This window comes from Ensifer sp. ENS06, assembly GCF_014852205.1.
GTDB lineage: Bacteria > Pseudomonadota > Alphaproteobacteria > Rhizobiales > Rhizobiaceae > Ensifer > Ensifer adhaerens.
On the sequence record NZ_JACVBC010000001.1, the window covers coordinates 1,049,180 to 1,063,346 of the forward strand.

Annotated in this window: 15 protein-coding genes; 5 read left to right on the top strand and 10 right to left on the bottom strand. The window is 63.6% G+C overall.

From position 1 onward, the window contains the following. Positions 1 to 65: 65 nt before the first annotated feature. Positions 66 to 404 (bottom strand): hypothetical protein, encoded by a 339-nt coding sequence (locus IB279_RS05185; RefSeq protein WP_113187096.1) that lies wholly within the window; start codon positions 402 to 404, stop codon positions 66 to 68. Positions 405 to 622: 218 nt separating this feature from the next. On the opposite strand from IB279_RS05185, the gene IB279_RS05190 reads away from it, so the two are divergent. Continuing rightward, positions 623 to 1,225 carry a superoxide dismutase gene (locus IB279_RS05190; protein ID WP_060516240.1) on the top strand — a complete coding sequence of 201 codons (603 nt, stop codon included), beginning with the start codon at positions 623 to 625 and terminating at the stop codon, positions 1,223 to 1,225. Between the two features lie 84 nt (positions 1,226 to 1,309). Here IB279_RS05190 and IB279_RS05195 read toward each other — a convergent pair whose 3' ends face one another. Beyond that, positions 1,310 to 1,993 (bottom strand): YafY family protein, encoded by a 684-nt coding sequence (locus tag IB279_RS05195; protein WP_060516239.1) that lies wholly within the window; start codon positions 1,991 to 1,993, stop codon positions 1,310 to 1,312. 130 nt (positions 1,994 to 2,123) lie between these two features. Here IB279_RS05195 and IB279_RS05200 point away from each other — a divergent pair, with 130 nt between their 5' ends. From IB279_RS05200 to IB279_RS05215, 4 genes are all read left to right on the top strand, one after another. Then, the gene (locus IB279_RS05200; protein WP_060604012.1) at positions 2,124 to 2,759 is read left to right on the top strand and encodes a LysE family translocator; all 636 of its coding nucleotides are present in this window, start codon (positions 2,124 to 2,126) and stop codon (positions 2,757 to 2,759) included. A 230-nt stretch (positions 2,760 to 2,989) separates the two neighbouring features. After that, positions 2,990 to 3,436, top strand: coding sequence for a cytochrome c (locus tag IB279_RS05205; RefSeq protein WP_034789273.1), 447 nt, complete (start codon positions 2,990 to 2,992; stop codon positions 3,434 to 3,436). A 106-nt stretch (positions 3,437 to 3,542) separates the two neighbouring features. Next, positions 3,543 to 4,457, top strand: a complete 915-nt coding sequence (locus IB279_RS05210) for a cytochrome c (RefSeq protein WP_113187077.1) — start codon at positions 3,543 to 3,545, stop codon at positions 4,455 to 4,457. 58 nt (positions 4,458 to 4,515) lie between these two features. Next, positions 4,516 to 5,190, top strand: coding sequence for a nitroreductase family protein (locus tag IB279_RS05215; protein WP_192339114.1), 675 nt, complete (start codon positions 4,516 to 4,518; stop codon positions 5,188 to 5,190). A gap of 52 nt (positions 5,191 to 5,242) precedes the next feature. Here IB279_RS05215 and IB279_RS05220 read toward each other — a convergent pair whose 3' ends face one another. The 8 genes from IB279_RS05220 to IB279_RS05255 all read right to left on the bottom strand — a co-directional run bounded on the left by IB279_RS05220 (position 5,243) and on the right by IB279_RS05255 (position 14,147). After that, the gene (locus tag IB279_RS05220; RefSeq protein ID WP_034789277.1) at positions 5,243 to 5,830 is read right to left on the bottom strand and encodes a DJ-1/PfpI family protein; all 588 of its coding nucleotides are present in this window, start codon (positions 5,828 to 5,830) and stop codon (positions 5,243 to 5,245) included. A 10-nt stretch (positions 5,831 to 5,840) separates the two neighbouring features. Next, a complete protein-coding gene (locus IB279_RS05225) occupies positions 5,841 to 6,344 on the bottom strand; it encodes a GNAT family N-acetyltransferase (RefSeq protein ID WP_060584276.1) in 504 nt (167 codons plus the stop codon). A 214-nt stretch (positions 6,345 to 6,558) separates the two neighbouring features. Further along, entirely contained in the window at positions 6,559 to 6,972 is a 414-nt protein-coding gene (locus IB279_RS05230) for a helix-turn-helix domain-containing protein (protein WP_034789279.1), read from the bottom strand. Between the two features lie 125 nt (positions 6,973 to 7,097). Continuing rightward, positions 7,098 to 7,973: an alpha/beta fold hydrolase gene (locus IB279_RS05235; RefSeq protein ID WP_113187079.1), complete on the bottom strand. Its 876-nt coding sequence runs from the start codon at positions 7,971 to 7,973 to the stop codon at positions 7,098 to 7,100. A 229-nt stretch (positions 7,974 to 8,202) separates the two neighbouring features. Beyond that, positions 8,203 to 8,670: a hypothetical protein gene (locus IB279_RS05240; RefSeq protein WP_113187080.1), complete on the bottom strand. Its 468-nt coding sequence runs from the start codon at positions 8,668 to 8,670 to the stop codon at positions 8,203 to 8,205. Between the two features lie 104 nt (positions 8,671 to 8,774). After that, positions 8,775 to 11,108, bottom strand: a complete 2,334-nt coding sequence (locus IB279_RS05245; protein WP_210338589.1) for a glucose/quinate/shikimate family membrane-bound PQQ-dependent dehydrogenase — start codon at positions 11,106 to 11,108, stop codon at positions 8,775 to 8,777. Positions 11,109 to 11,532: 424 nt separating this feature from the next. Next, a complete protein-coding gene (locus IB279_RS05250) occupies positions 11,533 to 13,038 on the bottom strand; it encodes a YdiU family protein (RefSeq protein WP_113187081.1) in 1,506 nt (501 codons plus the stop codon). Between the two features lie 152 nt (positions 13,039 to 13,190). Further along, complete coding sequence (locus tag IB279_RS05255) at positions 13,191 to 14,147, bottom strand: homocysteine S-methyltransferase family protein (RefSeq protein ID WP_162741108.1); 957 nt, start codon at positions 14,145 to 14,147, stop codon at positions 13,191 to 13,193. Positions 14,148 to 14,167 lie beyond the last annotated feature (20 nt).

A 14,167-nucleotide genomic window follows, 5' to 3' on the forward strand; every position in this document is an offset into this window, starting at 1 on the left:
CCACATATGCAGTGACCGGGGCCGACGTGGACGGCAACTGGACGGCTTGCGCCGGGTCGCGCGCGCTATATCTTCTTTGCCGGCACGCCCACCTTGACCGCGTCGGGTGCAAGCTCACCACCGAGCTCGACCGTCTTCTTCTGCTTGTCGAAGACGCAGATCTGCGTGACGGCGACCTTGGAGCCCTTGGGCGTGCCGATCACCAGCGCCAGCCCGAAGCTCTGCGAGCCGAAGGGGTCGACGACGACGCTGGGTTTTTGCAGCGAGGTGGCGGCGGCGAGGCACTTCTTCGAAACCTCTGCCCGGAATGTCTCCCACGCGTCGCCGGAAGAGGCTGCTGCACTGGACGCAGCAAAAGCGGCGATGGCGGAAAGGGCGAGGGCAGGGATGAGACGCTGCGGCATGGACTGTCCTTTATGCATGGTTGCAACGGTCGCGAAGCTGCAGCCAAACCGTGGCATGAATGTGCTTGAAAGTGTCATGCTTTCAAAATGATGTTGAAAGTATATTCCGTGGGTTGAGGAAAAATTGGCATTGCATCGGTTGCCTCCATGAGGGTCGGTGCCTATGTTCCCGTTCACGGATTTCCCGACGAAATTCCATGCCAAGAGGAGATGCCCACATGGCTTTCGAATTGCCGAACCTTCCCTATGACTACGATGCGCTGGCGCCCTACATGTCGCGCGAGACGCTCGAGTACCACCACGACAAGCACCACCTGGCTTACGTGACCAACGGCAACAAGCTTGCTGAAGAGGCCGGCCTCTCCGACCTGTCGCTGGAGGAAGTCGTCAAGAAGTCCTACGGCACCAACCAGCCGCTGTTCAACAATGCCGGCCAGCACTACAACCACATCCATTTCTGGAAGTGGATGAAGAAGGGCGGCGGCGGCACCAGCCTGCCGGCCAAGCTCGACGCGGCCATCAAGTCCGACCTCGGCGGCTACGACAAGTTCCGCGCCGATTTCATCGCCGCCGGCACCGGCCAGTTCGGCTCGGGCTGGGCCTGGCTCTCGGTCAAGAACGGCAAGCTCGAAATCTCCAAGACCCCGAACGGCGAAAATCCGCTCGTTCACGGCGCCTCGCCGATCCTCGGTGTCGATGTCTGGGAACACTCCTACTATATCGACTACCGCAACGCCCGTCCGAAGTACCTCGAAGCCTTCGTCGACAGCCTGATCAACTGGGATTACGTGCTCGAAATGTACGAAGCGGCTTCCAAGTAAGCTGCCCGTCTTCGATGCATGACGTTTGGACCCGGCGCTTGCGCCGGGTCTTTTCGTTTGTGCTGGGTACCGATGAGGCCAGGCTCAGGTGGTCTTCCAGCCGCTGATCCAGAGTTCCCTGAGGCGGTTTCCCTCGCCTGGAAAATAGGCGCCGACCGCCTCGCAGTGCTCGACACGGTCGGCGCGAAAATTGCGGATCGCCTGGCGCAACTCGCACCAGCCGACGATGTTGGCAGTTTCCGAATAGTAGATCAGCGCCACCGGCCGGATCGTGCGTTCTGTGGCGCGGCCGAGTTCGTCGCGATAGTCGAGTTCGAGCTTCTGCTCGTCGCGGATCGCCCGGCGTACCAGAGCGAGATCGATGCCGGCGGGCGAGGGGGCGATCGTTCCCCAGGCGTGCAGCGCCCGCGAACGAAAGGCCAGTCTCAGCGGCTCGGGCACGGCTGCAGTGATTTTCTGGTTGACGCGGCCGGCGGCTGCCTTCAGTTCCTCGTCGCCGGTTCGTGCCAGCAGCGCCAGAGCCAAGGCGATCGCTTCCGTTTCCTCGATCGAAAACATCAGCGGCGGCAGGTCGAAGCCGGGCCTAAGAATATAGCCGATGCCGCGGCCGCCTTCGATCGGCACGCGCATCGCCTGGAGTGCCGCGATATCGCGGTAGATCGAGCGCACCGTCACCTCCAGCGTCTCGGCCATTTGCGCGCCGGTCACGGGCTTTCTCGCAAGCCGGAGGATCTGGATGATCTCGAAAAGCCGTGCCGCCTTGCGCATCGAAAACCTCCCCCGTCGTCAACGCTCCTGACACTACCTTGTCAGTTGACCGGATTTATACCATCAGCCAACGGATTGAAAAAACAGCAATTCGTTTGAGAAGTGAAAACCCGCACGACGGACAACTGACATGACCTACACGGAAAACCTCTGGCTCTTCTTCACCCTTCTGTTCGGCATCATCATCGTGCCGGGTATGGACATGGTCTTCGTCCTGGCGAACTCGCTGACGGGAGGGCGGGCCTCCGGTCTGTCGGCGACGGCCGGCATCATGGCGGGCGGCGTGCTGCACACGCTCTATGCGGCACTCGGCGTCAGCGTCATCCTGCATCTGGTGCCCGGCCTCTTCAACGTGCTGCTCGTCGCGGGTGCTGCCTATATCGCCTGGATCGGCTTTTCCCTGGTCAAAAGCTCGATCACCATCGGCGGCATCGACGGCGCGGACCGGCTGTCGCGCTGGGCGAGTTTTCGCCAGGGCGCGCTGACGAGCCTGATGAACCCGAAGGCCTATCTCTTCATGCTGGCGGTCTATCCCCAGTTCCTCAAGCCGCAGTTCGGGCCGATCTGGTCGCAGGCCCTGGTCATGGCCGCGATGATTGCGGCGACGCAGCTCGCTGTCTATGGCGGCCTTGCCCTTGCCGCCGGCCGCGGCCGGGATTTTCTGGTCGGCAGCCCCGAGACGACCGTGTGGATCGGCCGGGCCGCCGGGGCGGTGCTCGTTCTGGTCGCGGCTTTCACTGTGTGGCAGGGCTGGTCGGCACAGTGAAGCTGTCCCGGTTTCTCTAAAGTATAAACATGAATTTTAAAGTCATGTTATTGGCGGGCCTGTTGAAATCCCGGAATTACGCCGGCCGACGGAAATTCCCTTGTCCTAACAAGCACATCAAAAAAATGTTACTTCCGTCGAATACTCAAGATGACATCATGCGGCCGCATTGGGCATGAAGGCCAGGCAGGCAGATTCGCCGAATAGATTTCATTGACCGGGAGATCCTGATGAAAATACGCGCACTCATGTTGGCTGCCGCTCTTGCGGGCCTGGGTGTTACTGCCGTGACTGCAGCCGACGAGCCGCAGGTGGTTCGCCAGCAGGCGATGAAGAAGGTGGGCGCTGCGACTGGCGCGCTTGCCGGCATCGCCAAGGGCGAGAAGCCCTATGACGCGGAGGTCGTGAAGGCATCGCTGACGACGATCAGCGAGACGATGAAGACCTTCCCGGACCATTTCCCGGCCGGCTCGGAAGCGGGCCACGAGACCGAGGCGAGCCCGAAGATCTGGGAAAACCTGGATGACTTCAAGGCCAAGGCCGCCAAGCTCGGCACCGATGCCGAGGCGGTTCTGGCGCAGCTGCCGGCTGACCAGGCGGCCGTTGGCGCGGCCCTCGGGGGCATCGGCAAGGACTGCGGCAGCTGTCATGAGAGCTACCGCCTGAAGAAGAATTGACCGGCGGCAACGTCCTATCCGGCTGAAAGAGGAGGCACGCGACGTCCCGCCGCGTGCCTTCACTCGTATTGAGCACACTGTTTGCGGCAGGGCATGAGGGGAGACTATGGGTCGTCGGGCGAGAAAGCTGATATCGGGTCTTGTGGTGCTGGGCGTCGTCGGCGGTGCCGCGTTCTGGTGGCTGACGAAGCCGGCACCCTGGAGCGCCTCCCATTGGGAGGGCCTCGGAGAACCGGATCTTGCCAATGGCGAACAGGTCTTCTGGGCCGGCGGCTGCGTCAGCTGTCATGCCAACAAGGGCGCCGAAGGTGACGCGCGTCTGGCGCTTTCGGGTGGCGCGCCGCTGAAGAGTCCGTTCGGCACCTTCCACGCGCCGAACATCTCTCCGGACGAAACGGCCGGAATCGGCGCCTGGACGCTCGCGGAGTTCGGCAACGCCATGACCCGCGGCGTCGGGCGCAACGGCGAGCATCTCTATCCGTCGTTCCCCTATGGCTCCTATGCGCGCATGGCGGCCAAGGACGTCAACGACCTCTGGGGCTTCATGAAGACGCTGCCGAAGAGCACCGAGGTGGCGCCGCCGCACGAATTGCCATTCCCTTACAACATGCGGATAGCCTTGGGTGGCTGGAAGCTGCTGTTCCTGACCGACAAGCCACGCGCCGCGGTGGACGCCAACGACCCGAAGCTCGCCCGCGGGCAATATCTCGTCGAGGGGCTTGGCCACTGCGGCGAATGCCACACGCCGAGAAACGCGCTCGGAGGCTTCGAGCCGGATCAGTGGCTCGCAGGCGCGCCGAACCCGGAAGGCGAGGGCCGTATTCCCGATATCACGCCCGGCTCCAAGAGCATCGGCAGCTGGAGCGCCTCTGATATCGCCTCCTATCTGGAAACCGGCTTCACGCCGGAGTTCGATTCCGTCGGCGGTTCCATGGTGGAAGTGCAGAAGAACATGGCAAAACTGACGCCGGCCGACCGCGAGGCGATCGCCGCCTACCTGAAGGCGGTACCAGCGCTCTAACGCTTGATCTTCGTAGCAAGGCGCGCTCAACTCGGCTTCATAACGAGGAGGAGACTGAATGCGCCCACACGAAACCGCGCCCTACGACCAGTGGATCGAACGCAGCCCCGAGGAGATGGTGGCCCGCGCTGCGGACTTCTATGAAGAGGTCAACCGCCGCCGCACCACGCGTTACTTCAGCGATCGTCCGGTGCCGCGTGAGGTCATCGAAACCTGTCTGAAGGCGGCGGGCACGGCGCCGAGCGGCGCCAACCATCAGCCCTGGCATTTCACCGTGATCGAGAGCCCCCGGATCAAGGCCGAGGTGCGCCACGCGGCGGAAGAGGAGGAGCGTATCTTCTATCGGGACAAGGCGCCGCAGGAGTGGCTCGACGCGCTGGCGCCGCTCGGCACCGACGAAGACAAGCCCTTTCTTGAGACCGCTCCCTACCTGGTCGTCGTCTTCTCGCAGAAGCGCGGTGGCCCCAATCCGGGCGACCTGAAAAAGAACTACTACATCAACGAAAGCGTCGGCATCGCCACCGGCATCCTGATCACGGCGCTGCATCACGCGGGCGTTGCGACACTGACCCATACGCCGGCGCCGATGAATTTCCTCAACGAGATCTGCGGCAGGCCGGACAGTGAAAAGCCGTTCCTGATTCTGGTGGCCGGCTATCCAGCCCCGGATGCGACCGTGCCGGTGGCCGGCAAGGTGAAGAAGCCCCTCGATCAGATTTCCAACTGGCTCTAGGCCTGTTGCCAAAAGTGGAGAGGCCGCTTTCTGCACCGAAATGGAAGGCGGCTTACCCGATGCTGCCGCTGTCGTCGGGCCGATGCTCCCGCCCGTAGAGTGCAAGAAATCCGTCGAGCTCCGGTGAGCCGAGACCGAGGCCATGCAGGATCTCGCCGGAAAAGCTGATCGGCGCGGTGCCGGCGGCGGTGACGACGTGGCCGCTGCGCATCGCCTGCGGCTGATCGCGATAGTGCGAAGCACCATGATAGCCGGTCAGCGCCGCAAGGCTTTCGGCGCTGTTGCCGGTGTGGTCGACACGGTCGAGAAGGCCGCATGTCGCAAGGGCATGGACGCCGCCGCAAATGGCTGCGACCACACGCTTGTTGCGATCGAAGGCACGGATCGTCGAGGAGAGATCGGGCGCCTCGTTCGTGTCCCAGATTGCGCCGCCGCAGATCACCAGTCCGTCGAAGCCGGCCGGGTCGAGGGCATCGACGGAGAGATGCGCCGAGACGTCGAGGCCGCCCATCGAGGTGACACGCGCGCCGTCGACGGTGGCAACCTCGATATCGACGCCGAGATGGGTGCGCGCCGCCGCCATCAACAGCGCACATTCCCAATCGGCGAAGCCTTCGCACAGGACGATTGCAAGACGCATCGGCAGCTCCTCAGCCAAGCTTCTGCATATAGCGCATGCCGGTCACCGGGCGAGGGACGAAGCGTTCGGATTCGTAGAAATGGTGTGCCTGGAAGTTGCCCGTGGCGGCGCTGACCGAAAGGAAGTCGCAGCCGGCCATCTTCGCCTGCTCACGCGCCTTGGCGACCAGGTGGCGGCCAATGCCGGTGCCGCGGCTTTCCGGGCGAACGAAGAGGTGATGCAGCTCCATGCCGCGTGCGCCTTCGGCGGCCCGGTAGATCGGCACGAGGATCGCGTAGCCGATCAGCCGGTTGCCGGCCTCGGCGACGAGCGCCGTAATCCACGGCGTACGGCCGAAAAGGTCACGCTCCAGCTGTTCGGGCGTGATCGGGGCGGCGTCGCCGTGATGGGCCGAAAGTTCGGTGATCATGTCGCGCAGTTCCGGCAGGTCGCGCTGCTTGGCGCAACGGATCGTCACCATCGGCGGGCGCGTCGCCGGTGTCGCATGAAGGGTGGGGATGGCGGTCTGTAGCATGTCTGGGCTCCTCGGGTTTTCTCGCCATCAGGAGCCGGAAAAACAAAAGCCGCCTGATGGCGGCCTTGTTGAATATGATCAGCAGGCCGCTCCTATCGGAACAGCCAAAAATACACGCGGCAAATGGGTGCGTTCTTGATCATGGGCGCTAGATTGTTTGTTTTCGTGATTTTGTCAACGGGGATTTTTCAAGGCGACTAATTAAGCTGCCGCCTCAGTGCTCGCTCTCGCACATGGAATGGTCGGCGAGCGCCCGGATCACGTAGCAGTCGCCGACGGTGTGATTGCCGTCGCAGGCGACGATGCGTTCCAGTTCCTGCTCCAGCTTCCTCAATCGCGCGATCTTCTCGCGCACCGTTGCCAGGTGCTCGCTGGCGATGCGGTCGGCTTCGCCGCAAGGTCGCTCCGGATGCTGGCTGAGGGCGAGCAGATCCTTGATCGAATCGATCGACAAGCCGAGGTCGCGCGCATGGCGGATAAAGGCCAGTCGCTCAAGTTCGCCTTTCTCGTACCGCCGCTGATTGCCTTCGGAGCGCTCGGGCGCTGCGATCAGTCCCATCTGCTCGTAGTAGCGGATCGTCGGGATTTTGACGCCGGTGCGCCGGGAGAGATCGCCGATGGAATACATGTTCGCCTCAAACCTATAGCTTCTGGAGCAATAGATAGTTGGGCGCGGCCAAGTGTCAATGGTTGGGAAGGGGAGGGGCCGGTCTCGGCCCCTCCGAACGCTGGACGCTGCGAGGGCGGCTTGTCCTAGCCGCGGTCGTTTTCGAGGAACGAGAGCAGGGCTTCGTCGAAGAGATTGCTTTCTTCCAACTGCGGCGTATGCCCGCTCTGTTCGAAGAGCCGCACCGTCAGGTCCGTGAAGTCCGCCCGGTACTCGTCCCAGCTGAAGGCCGGGGCGACGAGATAGTCCGAGCGGCCGAGCGCAAGCAGCACCGGCGCTGCCAGCCTGTTCAAACCCTTGCGGATATCGATATCGCGAAAGACCTCGCCCCAGAGATGGTCGAATACCGCGTTGTTGACAGTGACATCTCGCCAAAGAGGCGTTGCGTCGAAGTCCGGCTGATGCCAGCTCTTCGCGCCGAGCCGGATCAGCAGGGCTTTGAAACGTTCCTCAGGCCGCGCCGTGATGTCGTCGCCAAGCTTGGCCATCTCCCGTGCGAAGATCGCTTTTCGGGCCGGCGACACTGTTTCTTCCCAGATCCGGTCGGCGAGCGCCATATGACGAGCCGAATGGCTCGGACCGGTGCCGACCATGATCGCGTGGCTGACGCGCTCCGGGTGCCGCTTGGCATATTCGAGGGCCATATAGCCATGGTCGGAGTGTCCGAGAATGGCGAAGCGTTCGAGCCCCAGATGCGCCCGCATTCGCTCGATATCATCGAGCACCGACTCGAAGCCGATGTCGCCAGCGGCATAGTTGGTCCGCGCCGGTGCGAAGCCGCGGTGGTCGATGAAGATCAGCCGCAACCTCTCGCGAAGCGCTTGGGAGAAGGTGCGGGGGTAGTAGGCGGCGCTGCCGATGACGAGCAGCGGCGTGCCACTGCCTTCGATCCTATAGCCGAGGTCGAAGGGGCCGGCGCCAAGGCTGCCGGCTTCGGAAACAAATCCGTCTTTGGTGGTCATGAGGATGATCCTAGCGATGGCCGGTGAACGGTCATGTTCGTGTCAGGACGTTCAGGCGGCCGAAAAAAAGCCATGCCAAAAACCGCCGAAGGGCGGCTGTGGCGTCGGTCGTTTTCTGCCGGCGAACGTCGCTAACGGATCAGGCGCATGGATCTCGGTCCTCTTTGGAGGATCGCTGGATATCATCGATTGTCCGACCGAGACAAGCCGATCGGCGCAAACCGCCCTCTCAGGGGATGTCGTCGCCGCCGTTGGCGAGATCGGCGGTCGCCACGTCGCGCTGCTGCTCGACACCCATCGCGCGCTCGACAGCCTTGCGGATCTCTTCCTCGGCGGCCTGCCGCCGCTCGGGGGGCATCTCCTTGAGATCCGCTTCGGTCAGGCCCATCGCCTTGAGGACCTGTTCGCGGATTTTCTCAACCAGGCTCTTCTTCGCTTCCTTCAGAAACTCGTCGCTGACCGAACCGTCCGAGGCCGCAGGGCCTTCTTTGGCGGAAATCGAAGCCGTGCTCTCGCCGTCGCGCGCCGCCGTCATCCACAGCGCGTTGGAAAGGGCGTTCGAGGTCGAAGGCGGCGCGATCGTCGGGGCCTGGCGCGGGCGCGCATCACCGCCGCTCTCCTCGATCGGCGCGATAGTGCCCGCCTGCTGGCGGCGCTGGGAGAAGTAGTAGCTTGAGATGCTGTTGTCGATCTTCATGGGAATCCCCCGGAATCTGTCGTCCGGGGGAAGCTGCTGTCGCGGGCTTGCGCGGAGCTTACTTTTGCAACCTTCTAGCGAGAATTAGGGATGCTTCGCGCGCGTCAAGGCAGAGTGTAGGCGATGATGTAGTCACCGGGCCTGGTGCCGACCGAGCCGTGGCCGCCGGCAACGATCAGCACATATTGCTTGTCGCCGACCGCATAGCTCATCGGCGTCGACTGGCCGCCGGCGGGAAGGCGCGCCTCCCAGAGCTGGCGTCCGGTCGTGAGGTCATAGGCGCGCAGATAATCGTCGACAGCGGCACCCAGGAAGGCGACGCCCCCCTTGGTGATCATCGGCCCGCCGATGCCCGGCACGCCGACCTTGAACGGCAGCGGCAACGGCGTCATGTCCTCGACTGTGCCGTTCTTGTGCTTGTAGGCGATCTTGCCGGTCCTGAGATCGGCTCCAGCGACGTAACCCCACGGCGGCGCCTGGCAGGGAATGCCGAGCGGTCCAAGGAAGGGGCCCATGAAGACGCCATAGGGCGCTCCATCGTTGCGATTGAGCCCTTGCTCCGACCCCTTCTCGTCCTGGCCCTTCGGCGGCACCTGGTCGCGGGGCACGAGCCGCGAGGTGAAGGCGAGATAGGTCGGCATGCCGAACATCACCTGCCGCTCCGGATCGATCGCGACGGAACCCCAGTTGAAGGTGCCGAAGTTGCCGGGATAGACGAGCGTGCCCTCGATCGACGGCGGCGTGTAGCGTCCCTCATATTTCAGCGAGCGGAACGCGATGCGGCAGGCAAGCTGGTCGAACAGCGTGACGCCCCACATGTCCTTTTCCTGTAGCGGTGCAGGCATGAAGGTGAGGCCGGAGACCGGCTGGGTCGGGGCGGTGAAGTCCTCGGGGATCGCGCCACCCGGCGCCTGCACCTCCTCGACCGGGATGATCGGTTCGCCGCTCCTGCGGTCGAGCACGTAGATGTCGCCCTGTTTCGTCGGTCCGACCAAAGCTGGCACGACGGTGCCGTCCTCCTTGGTGATGTCAAGCAGCGCCGGCTGCGCCGGCACGTCCATGTCCCAGAGGTCGTGATGTACGGTCTGGCGAACCCAGCGCACCGCGCCCGAATTGATGTCGAGCGCGACGATCGAGGAGGAATATTTCTCGACGTGCTCGCTGCGGCCCATGCCGAGCTGGTCGGGCACCTGGTTGCCCATGGGGATGTAGACGAGGCCGAGACCCTCGTCATAGCTGAAGACCGACCAGCTGTTCGGCGAGTTGGTGGTGTAGGTCTGGCCTTCTGGGAGCGGTGCCGTCACATCAGGGTTGCCGCTGTCCCAGTTCCAGATCAGCGCACCGGTGTTGATGTCGAACGCGCGGACGACGCCGGACTGTTCCTGGGTGGAATAGTTGTCGTTGACCGCACCGCCGATGATCAGCTTGCCGGCGACAGCAACCGGCGGCGACGTCGAATAATAGTAACCGGCCGGGTTGTATTTCATGCCCGTTTCGAGATGCAGGACGCCATTGTCGGCAAAGCTGGTGCAGACGGACCCCGTCGCCGCATCGAGCGCGATCAACCGCGCGTCGGAGGTCGGAAGGTACACCCGTTCGGCGCAGGGGCTGCCCGGGGCTGCAGCCGGGTCGGCCCAATAGGTAACGCCGCGGCAGGTCTGGTGCTGGCGGTCCGGGTTCATGCCCGAGTTGCTGTCATATTTCCATTTCTCTTCGCCGGTTGCCGCATCGAGCGCGATCGCCCAGTTGTGCGGTGTGCAGGCATAGAGCGTGTCTTTGATCTTGAGCGGCGTCACCTGATAGGTCGTCTCGCCCACGTCGTCGGGCCTCTTGATGTCGCCGGTCTGATATTGCCAGGCAACCCTCAGCCCCCCGACATTCTCAGGCGTGATCTGATCGAGCGGCGAGTAGCGCTGGCCGAAGGCGGTGCGCCCGTACTGGTGCCATTCGTCTGGCGGTACCGAGCCGCCGAGCGGTGGATTTTCAGCGACGACATCGCTCGGCAGATCGCCGCGTATGTCGTGCGGGTCCTGCATGATTGCGTAGCCCGCGACACCAACCGATACCAGCACCGCAAATGCCAGCGGCCAGCCACTCACGGCATAACGCTCGCCCGTCGGGCTTTCGAAGCCGAGCGGCCGGCGCACGGCCGGCAACATCAGCCAGAGCCCCAGAAGGACGATGACGCCGCCACGCGGGCCAAGCTGCCACCAGTCGAAACCGACCTCAGATACCGCCCAGCCGAGCGAGCCCAGGATCATGAACGCATAGAGCCAGATCGCCGCCGATTTCCGCATGAACAGCAGCACCGCCGTCAGCAGGAAGCCGATGCCTATTGCGAGGTAATAGGGGCTGCCGCCAAGCATCAGCAGCTTGGCGCCGCCGCCGCCAAGCGCGAGGCCGATAATTGCAAAGACGATGGCCGTCAGAACGAGCATGATGGGAACTCCCGCATCGAAGAACGGTGCAGTGGCACGGTTCTTTCCATTGCGGCGGTCCGTCGCCGGGACCGCGTGAGACAGGTGGCTTCGAAGCGGCGGTCGCAAGCCTGTCGCGGCCGCCCGGTCAGGGAAGGCGCAGAGCGCCTGTCCTGTTAGCACCTAACGCGCCGTCTCTGCCTTTCAATAGCCACATTCCGCAACGCGGAAATATTCGCAGGCCCGCAATAAAGTTGCGGTCAAGGCGACCGAACGTGGACGACCGGTGCGTTCAAGCGCCGCTGGCGGCGCGTTGGCTGAGGGCGGCCAGTTGCCCGTCACCGTGTAAAAACAGCGGCATAGAACGATTTGATGAATCGGCCTGGCAGCAGAAGCGCAAGGTCGCGGAAATACGTCGCACCGGAATGCCGCATTCCCGAGACGGCTATGTGCCGCAGAAGGTGCGCTGGACTTCCTCTCCCGGGCTCGGCGGAGCCTGGTAGCGGGCAAACTGCGGCTGGTCGGTATAGGGGTTGGCGGTAACTTCGACCAGGGCCTCAAAGAGCGAGAAGTCCGCATCCTCGGTCGCGGCCGCGATCGCCTCTTCGATCCGGTGGTTACGCGGAATAAAGGCCGGGTTGACCGCCCTCATCGCGGTCGCGCGTTCATCCGGCGTCGCCTTCTCGCGGCTGAGACGCTGACGCCACTCTTGCAGCCACTGCCCGATTGCCCCGGTAGAGGCAAAGGTCGAGGCGAGCACCGCATCGGCGGCCGGGTCGCGGGCGCTGTCGCACAGCCGCCGGAAGGTGAGGGTGAAATCCGCTTCCCCCTGATGCATGGCCGTCAGCAGCGCCTGCAACAGGTCGAGATCTCCCTTTTCGCTCATGGCCAATCCGATCTTGCGCCGCATGCCATCCAGCCAGTGGCGCTGGAAGATCGCGCCGTACTCGCCGAGCGCATCATTGGCCAGTTCCACTGCCGTATCCTGGTTGTCGTCGAAGAGCGGCACCAGGGTTTCTGCCAGACGCGCCAGGTTCCATTGCCCGATCGCCGGCTGGCTCGCATAGGCATAACGACCGATCTGATCGATCGAGGAAAACACCTTCTTGGGATCATAGGCATCGAGGAAGGCGCAAGGGCCGAAGTCGATTGTCTCGCCCGAGATCGTCATGTTGTCGGTGTTCATCACGCCATGAATGAAGCCGACGTGCAGCCAGCGCGCGATCAGCTCCGCCTGGCGCGCGGTAACCGCCTTGTAGAAGGCAAGATAGGGCCGTTCAGCGTCCCTGACCTCAGGGTAGTGGCGATCGATCGCGTAGTCGGCAAGCACCTTCACCGACTCCATATCGCCGCGCGCCGCGAAAAATTGGAACGTGCCGACGCGCATATGGCTTGCCGCGACCCGCGTGACGATGGCGCCCGGCAGGATCTGTTCGCGATAGACCGGTTGCCCGGTGACGACGGCGGCAAGCGCCCGTGTCGTCGGAATGCCGAGCGCGTACATCGCCTCGCTGACGATGTACTCGCGCAAGACTGGACCGAGTGCCGCGCGCCCGTCGCCGCGCCGTGAGAAGGGAGTCTGGCCCGGTCCTTTGAGCTGGATGTCGCGCCGCTTCCCGTTGCGGTCGATCACCTCGCCAAGGAGGATCGCCCGGCCATCACCGAGTTGCGGCACGAAGGTGCCGAACTGGTGGCCGGCATAAGCCATGGCAAGCGGATCGGCACCGGCGGGAAGGCGGTTGCCCGAAAAGATCTCGGCGCCCTCGCGTTCGAGCGTCGCCACGTCGAGACCGAGCTCCTCGGCCAATGGCTTGTTGAGCTTGATCAGCCAGGGCTCCGCCACCGGAGTGGGCGCGACGCGCGCGAAGAACTGCTGCGGCAGGCGCGCGTAGCTGTTGTCGAAGGCAAAGGCTTCGGCATTTCCGGTCGGCGAGGCGGGAGCGTAATTCATGACAGGGCGGTCAACGGCCTTTGCCGGGATGTCCGGCTGCCGTCCTTTCCGTTCAAGTCTACACAAACACTGTGGCTTTCGCGAGGGTGGCGACGAGAAGGCGCCCTCCCGCAATTGCTTGCGAGAGGGCCGGGAGGGCGAGGCCCCGCGCCTCAGGCGCTAAGCGCCGTCGGTGGAAGGCAGGCCTCGCAGATTGCCGCGATGTGGCGATGGTCGGTGCCGCAGCAACCGCCAAGAATGCGCAATCGTGGCAAATGCGTCGTCAGTGTTCGATAACGCTGGCCGAGGTCGAGGGGATCCCCGGCATCCAGGATTTCGCTGTTGTCGAGCTCGGCATGGCTCATCCTGGAAGCGTTGGCTCGGATACCGGCAATGCGCTGCGCCCAGGCGCTCCCTGTATCGAGGATGGTCTCGAAATGATCGGGGTGGGCACAGTTGATCATGTAGTAGTGCGGATAGCCGCCGGTCGCCGCATCAACGGTCTCGATCGCGGCCTGAAGGGTTCGGCCGTCTGGGAGCCGGCCGTCGGTTTCCACCGTGAAGGCAATCGAGCAGGGCATGCCATGGCTCTGGGCGGCCCGGGCAATGCCGGTCGCCTCGTCGATGCTGGTCAGCGTATAGGCGCCGACGATATCGGCGTCACTGGCGGCAAAGGCGGAGATCTGTGGTCCGTGATAATCCTCGGCCTCATCCGCGCTCATGCGGCCCAGGCGATAGCCGTCGCCGCGCGGCCCGATGGCGCCGCTAAGCACGATCGGCGCTTGCGGACGTTCGTACTCGGCGCGCAGTTCCGCCAGCATGTAGATGGCGTTCTGGTTGACCTCGGCCAGGGCCGCGGCGTCATAGCCGAGCTTCACGCCCCAATCGGCGCTGGCGCGCCAGGTGGGTGTGTCGAGCACGAAGCCGGTGCCGTGCTGCTGTGCAATTGCGAGATATCGCTTGTAGTAGTCGAGCAAGCGCCGGCGCCCGTCCGCCGTCGAAATGAGCACGAAGGCGGCAAAATGCGGGAGGGAGATGCCCTCATGAAAGATCAGCGTCGTTTCGATGCCACCGTCACTCAGGAACAGTCCACCCTTCAAGAGCGGCAGGCTGCGTCTGTATTTGGCCATATCGGTCTCCACCGGTTCAG

Bases quoted from the DNA above. Each gene is read 5' to 3' on its own strand.
- IB279_RS05185 (WP_113187096.1), bottom strand. From the start codon at position 404: ATGCCGCAGCGTCTCATCCCTGCCCTCGCCCTTTCCGCCATCGCCGCT.
- IB279_RS05190 (WP_060516240.1), top strand. From the start codon at position 623: ATGGCTTTCGAATTGCCGAACCTTCCCTATGACTACGATGCGCTGGCG.
- IB279_RS05195 (WP_060516239.1), bottom strand. From the start codon at position 1,993: ATGCGCAAGGCGGCACGGCTTTTCGAGATCATCCAGATCCTCCGGCTT.
- IB279_RS05200 (WP_060604012.1), top strand. From the start codon at position 2,124: ATGACCTACACGGAAAACCTCTGGCTCTTCTTCACCCTTCTGTTCGGC.
- IB279_RS05205 (WP_034789273.1), top strand. From the start codon at position 2,990: ATGAAAATACGCGCACTCATGTTGGCTGCCGCTCTTGCGGGCCTGGGT.
- IB279_RS05210 (WP_113187077.1), top strand. From the start codon at position 3,543: ATGGGTCGTCGGGCGAGAAAGCTGATATCGGGTCTTGTGGTGCTGGGC.
- IB279_RS05215 (WP_192339114.1), top strand. From the start codon at position 4,516: ATGCGCCCACACGAAACCGCGCCCTACGACCAGTGGATCGAACGCAGC.
- IB279_RS05220 (WP_034789277.1), bottom strand. From the start codon at position 5,830: ATGCGTCTTGCAATCGTCCTGTGCGAAGGCTTCGCCGATTGGGAATGT.
- IB279_RS05225 (WP_060584276.1), bottom strand. From the start codon at position 6,344: ATGCTACAGACCGCCATCCCCACCCTTCATGCGACACCGGCGACGCGC.
- IB279_RS05230 (WP_034789279.1), bottom strand. From the start codon at position 6,972: ATGTATTCCATCGGCGATCTCTCCCGGCGCACCGGCGTCAAAATCCCG.
- IB279_RS05235 (WP_113187079.1), bottom strand. From the start codon at position 7,973: ATGACCACCAAAGACGGATTTGTTTCCGAAGCCGGCAGCCTTGGCGCC.
- IB279_RS05240 (WP_113187080.1), bottom strand. From the start codon at position 8,670: ATGAAGATCGACAACAGCATCTCAAGCTACTACTTCTCCCAGCGCCGC.
- IB279_RS05245 (WP_210338589.1), bottom strand. From the start codon at position 11,108: ATGCTCGTTCTGACGGCCATCGTCTTTGCAATTATCGGCCTCGCGCTT.
- IB279_RS05250 (WP_113187081.1), bottom strand. From the start codon at position 13,038: ATGAATTACGCTCCCGCCTCGCCGACCGGAAATGCCGAAGCCTTTGCC.
- IB279_RS05255 (WP_162741108.1), bottom strand. From the start codon at position 14,147: ATGGCCAAATACAGACGCAGCCTGCCGCTCTTGAAGGGTGGACTGTTC.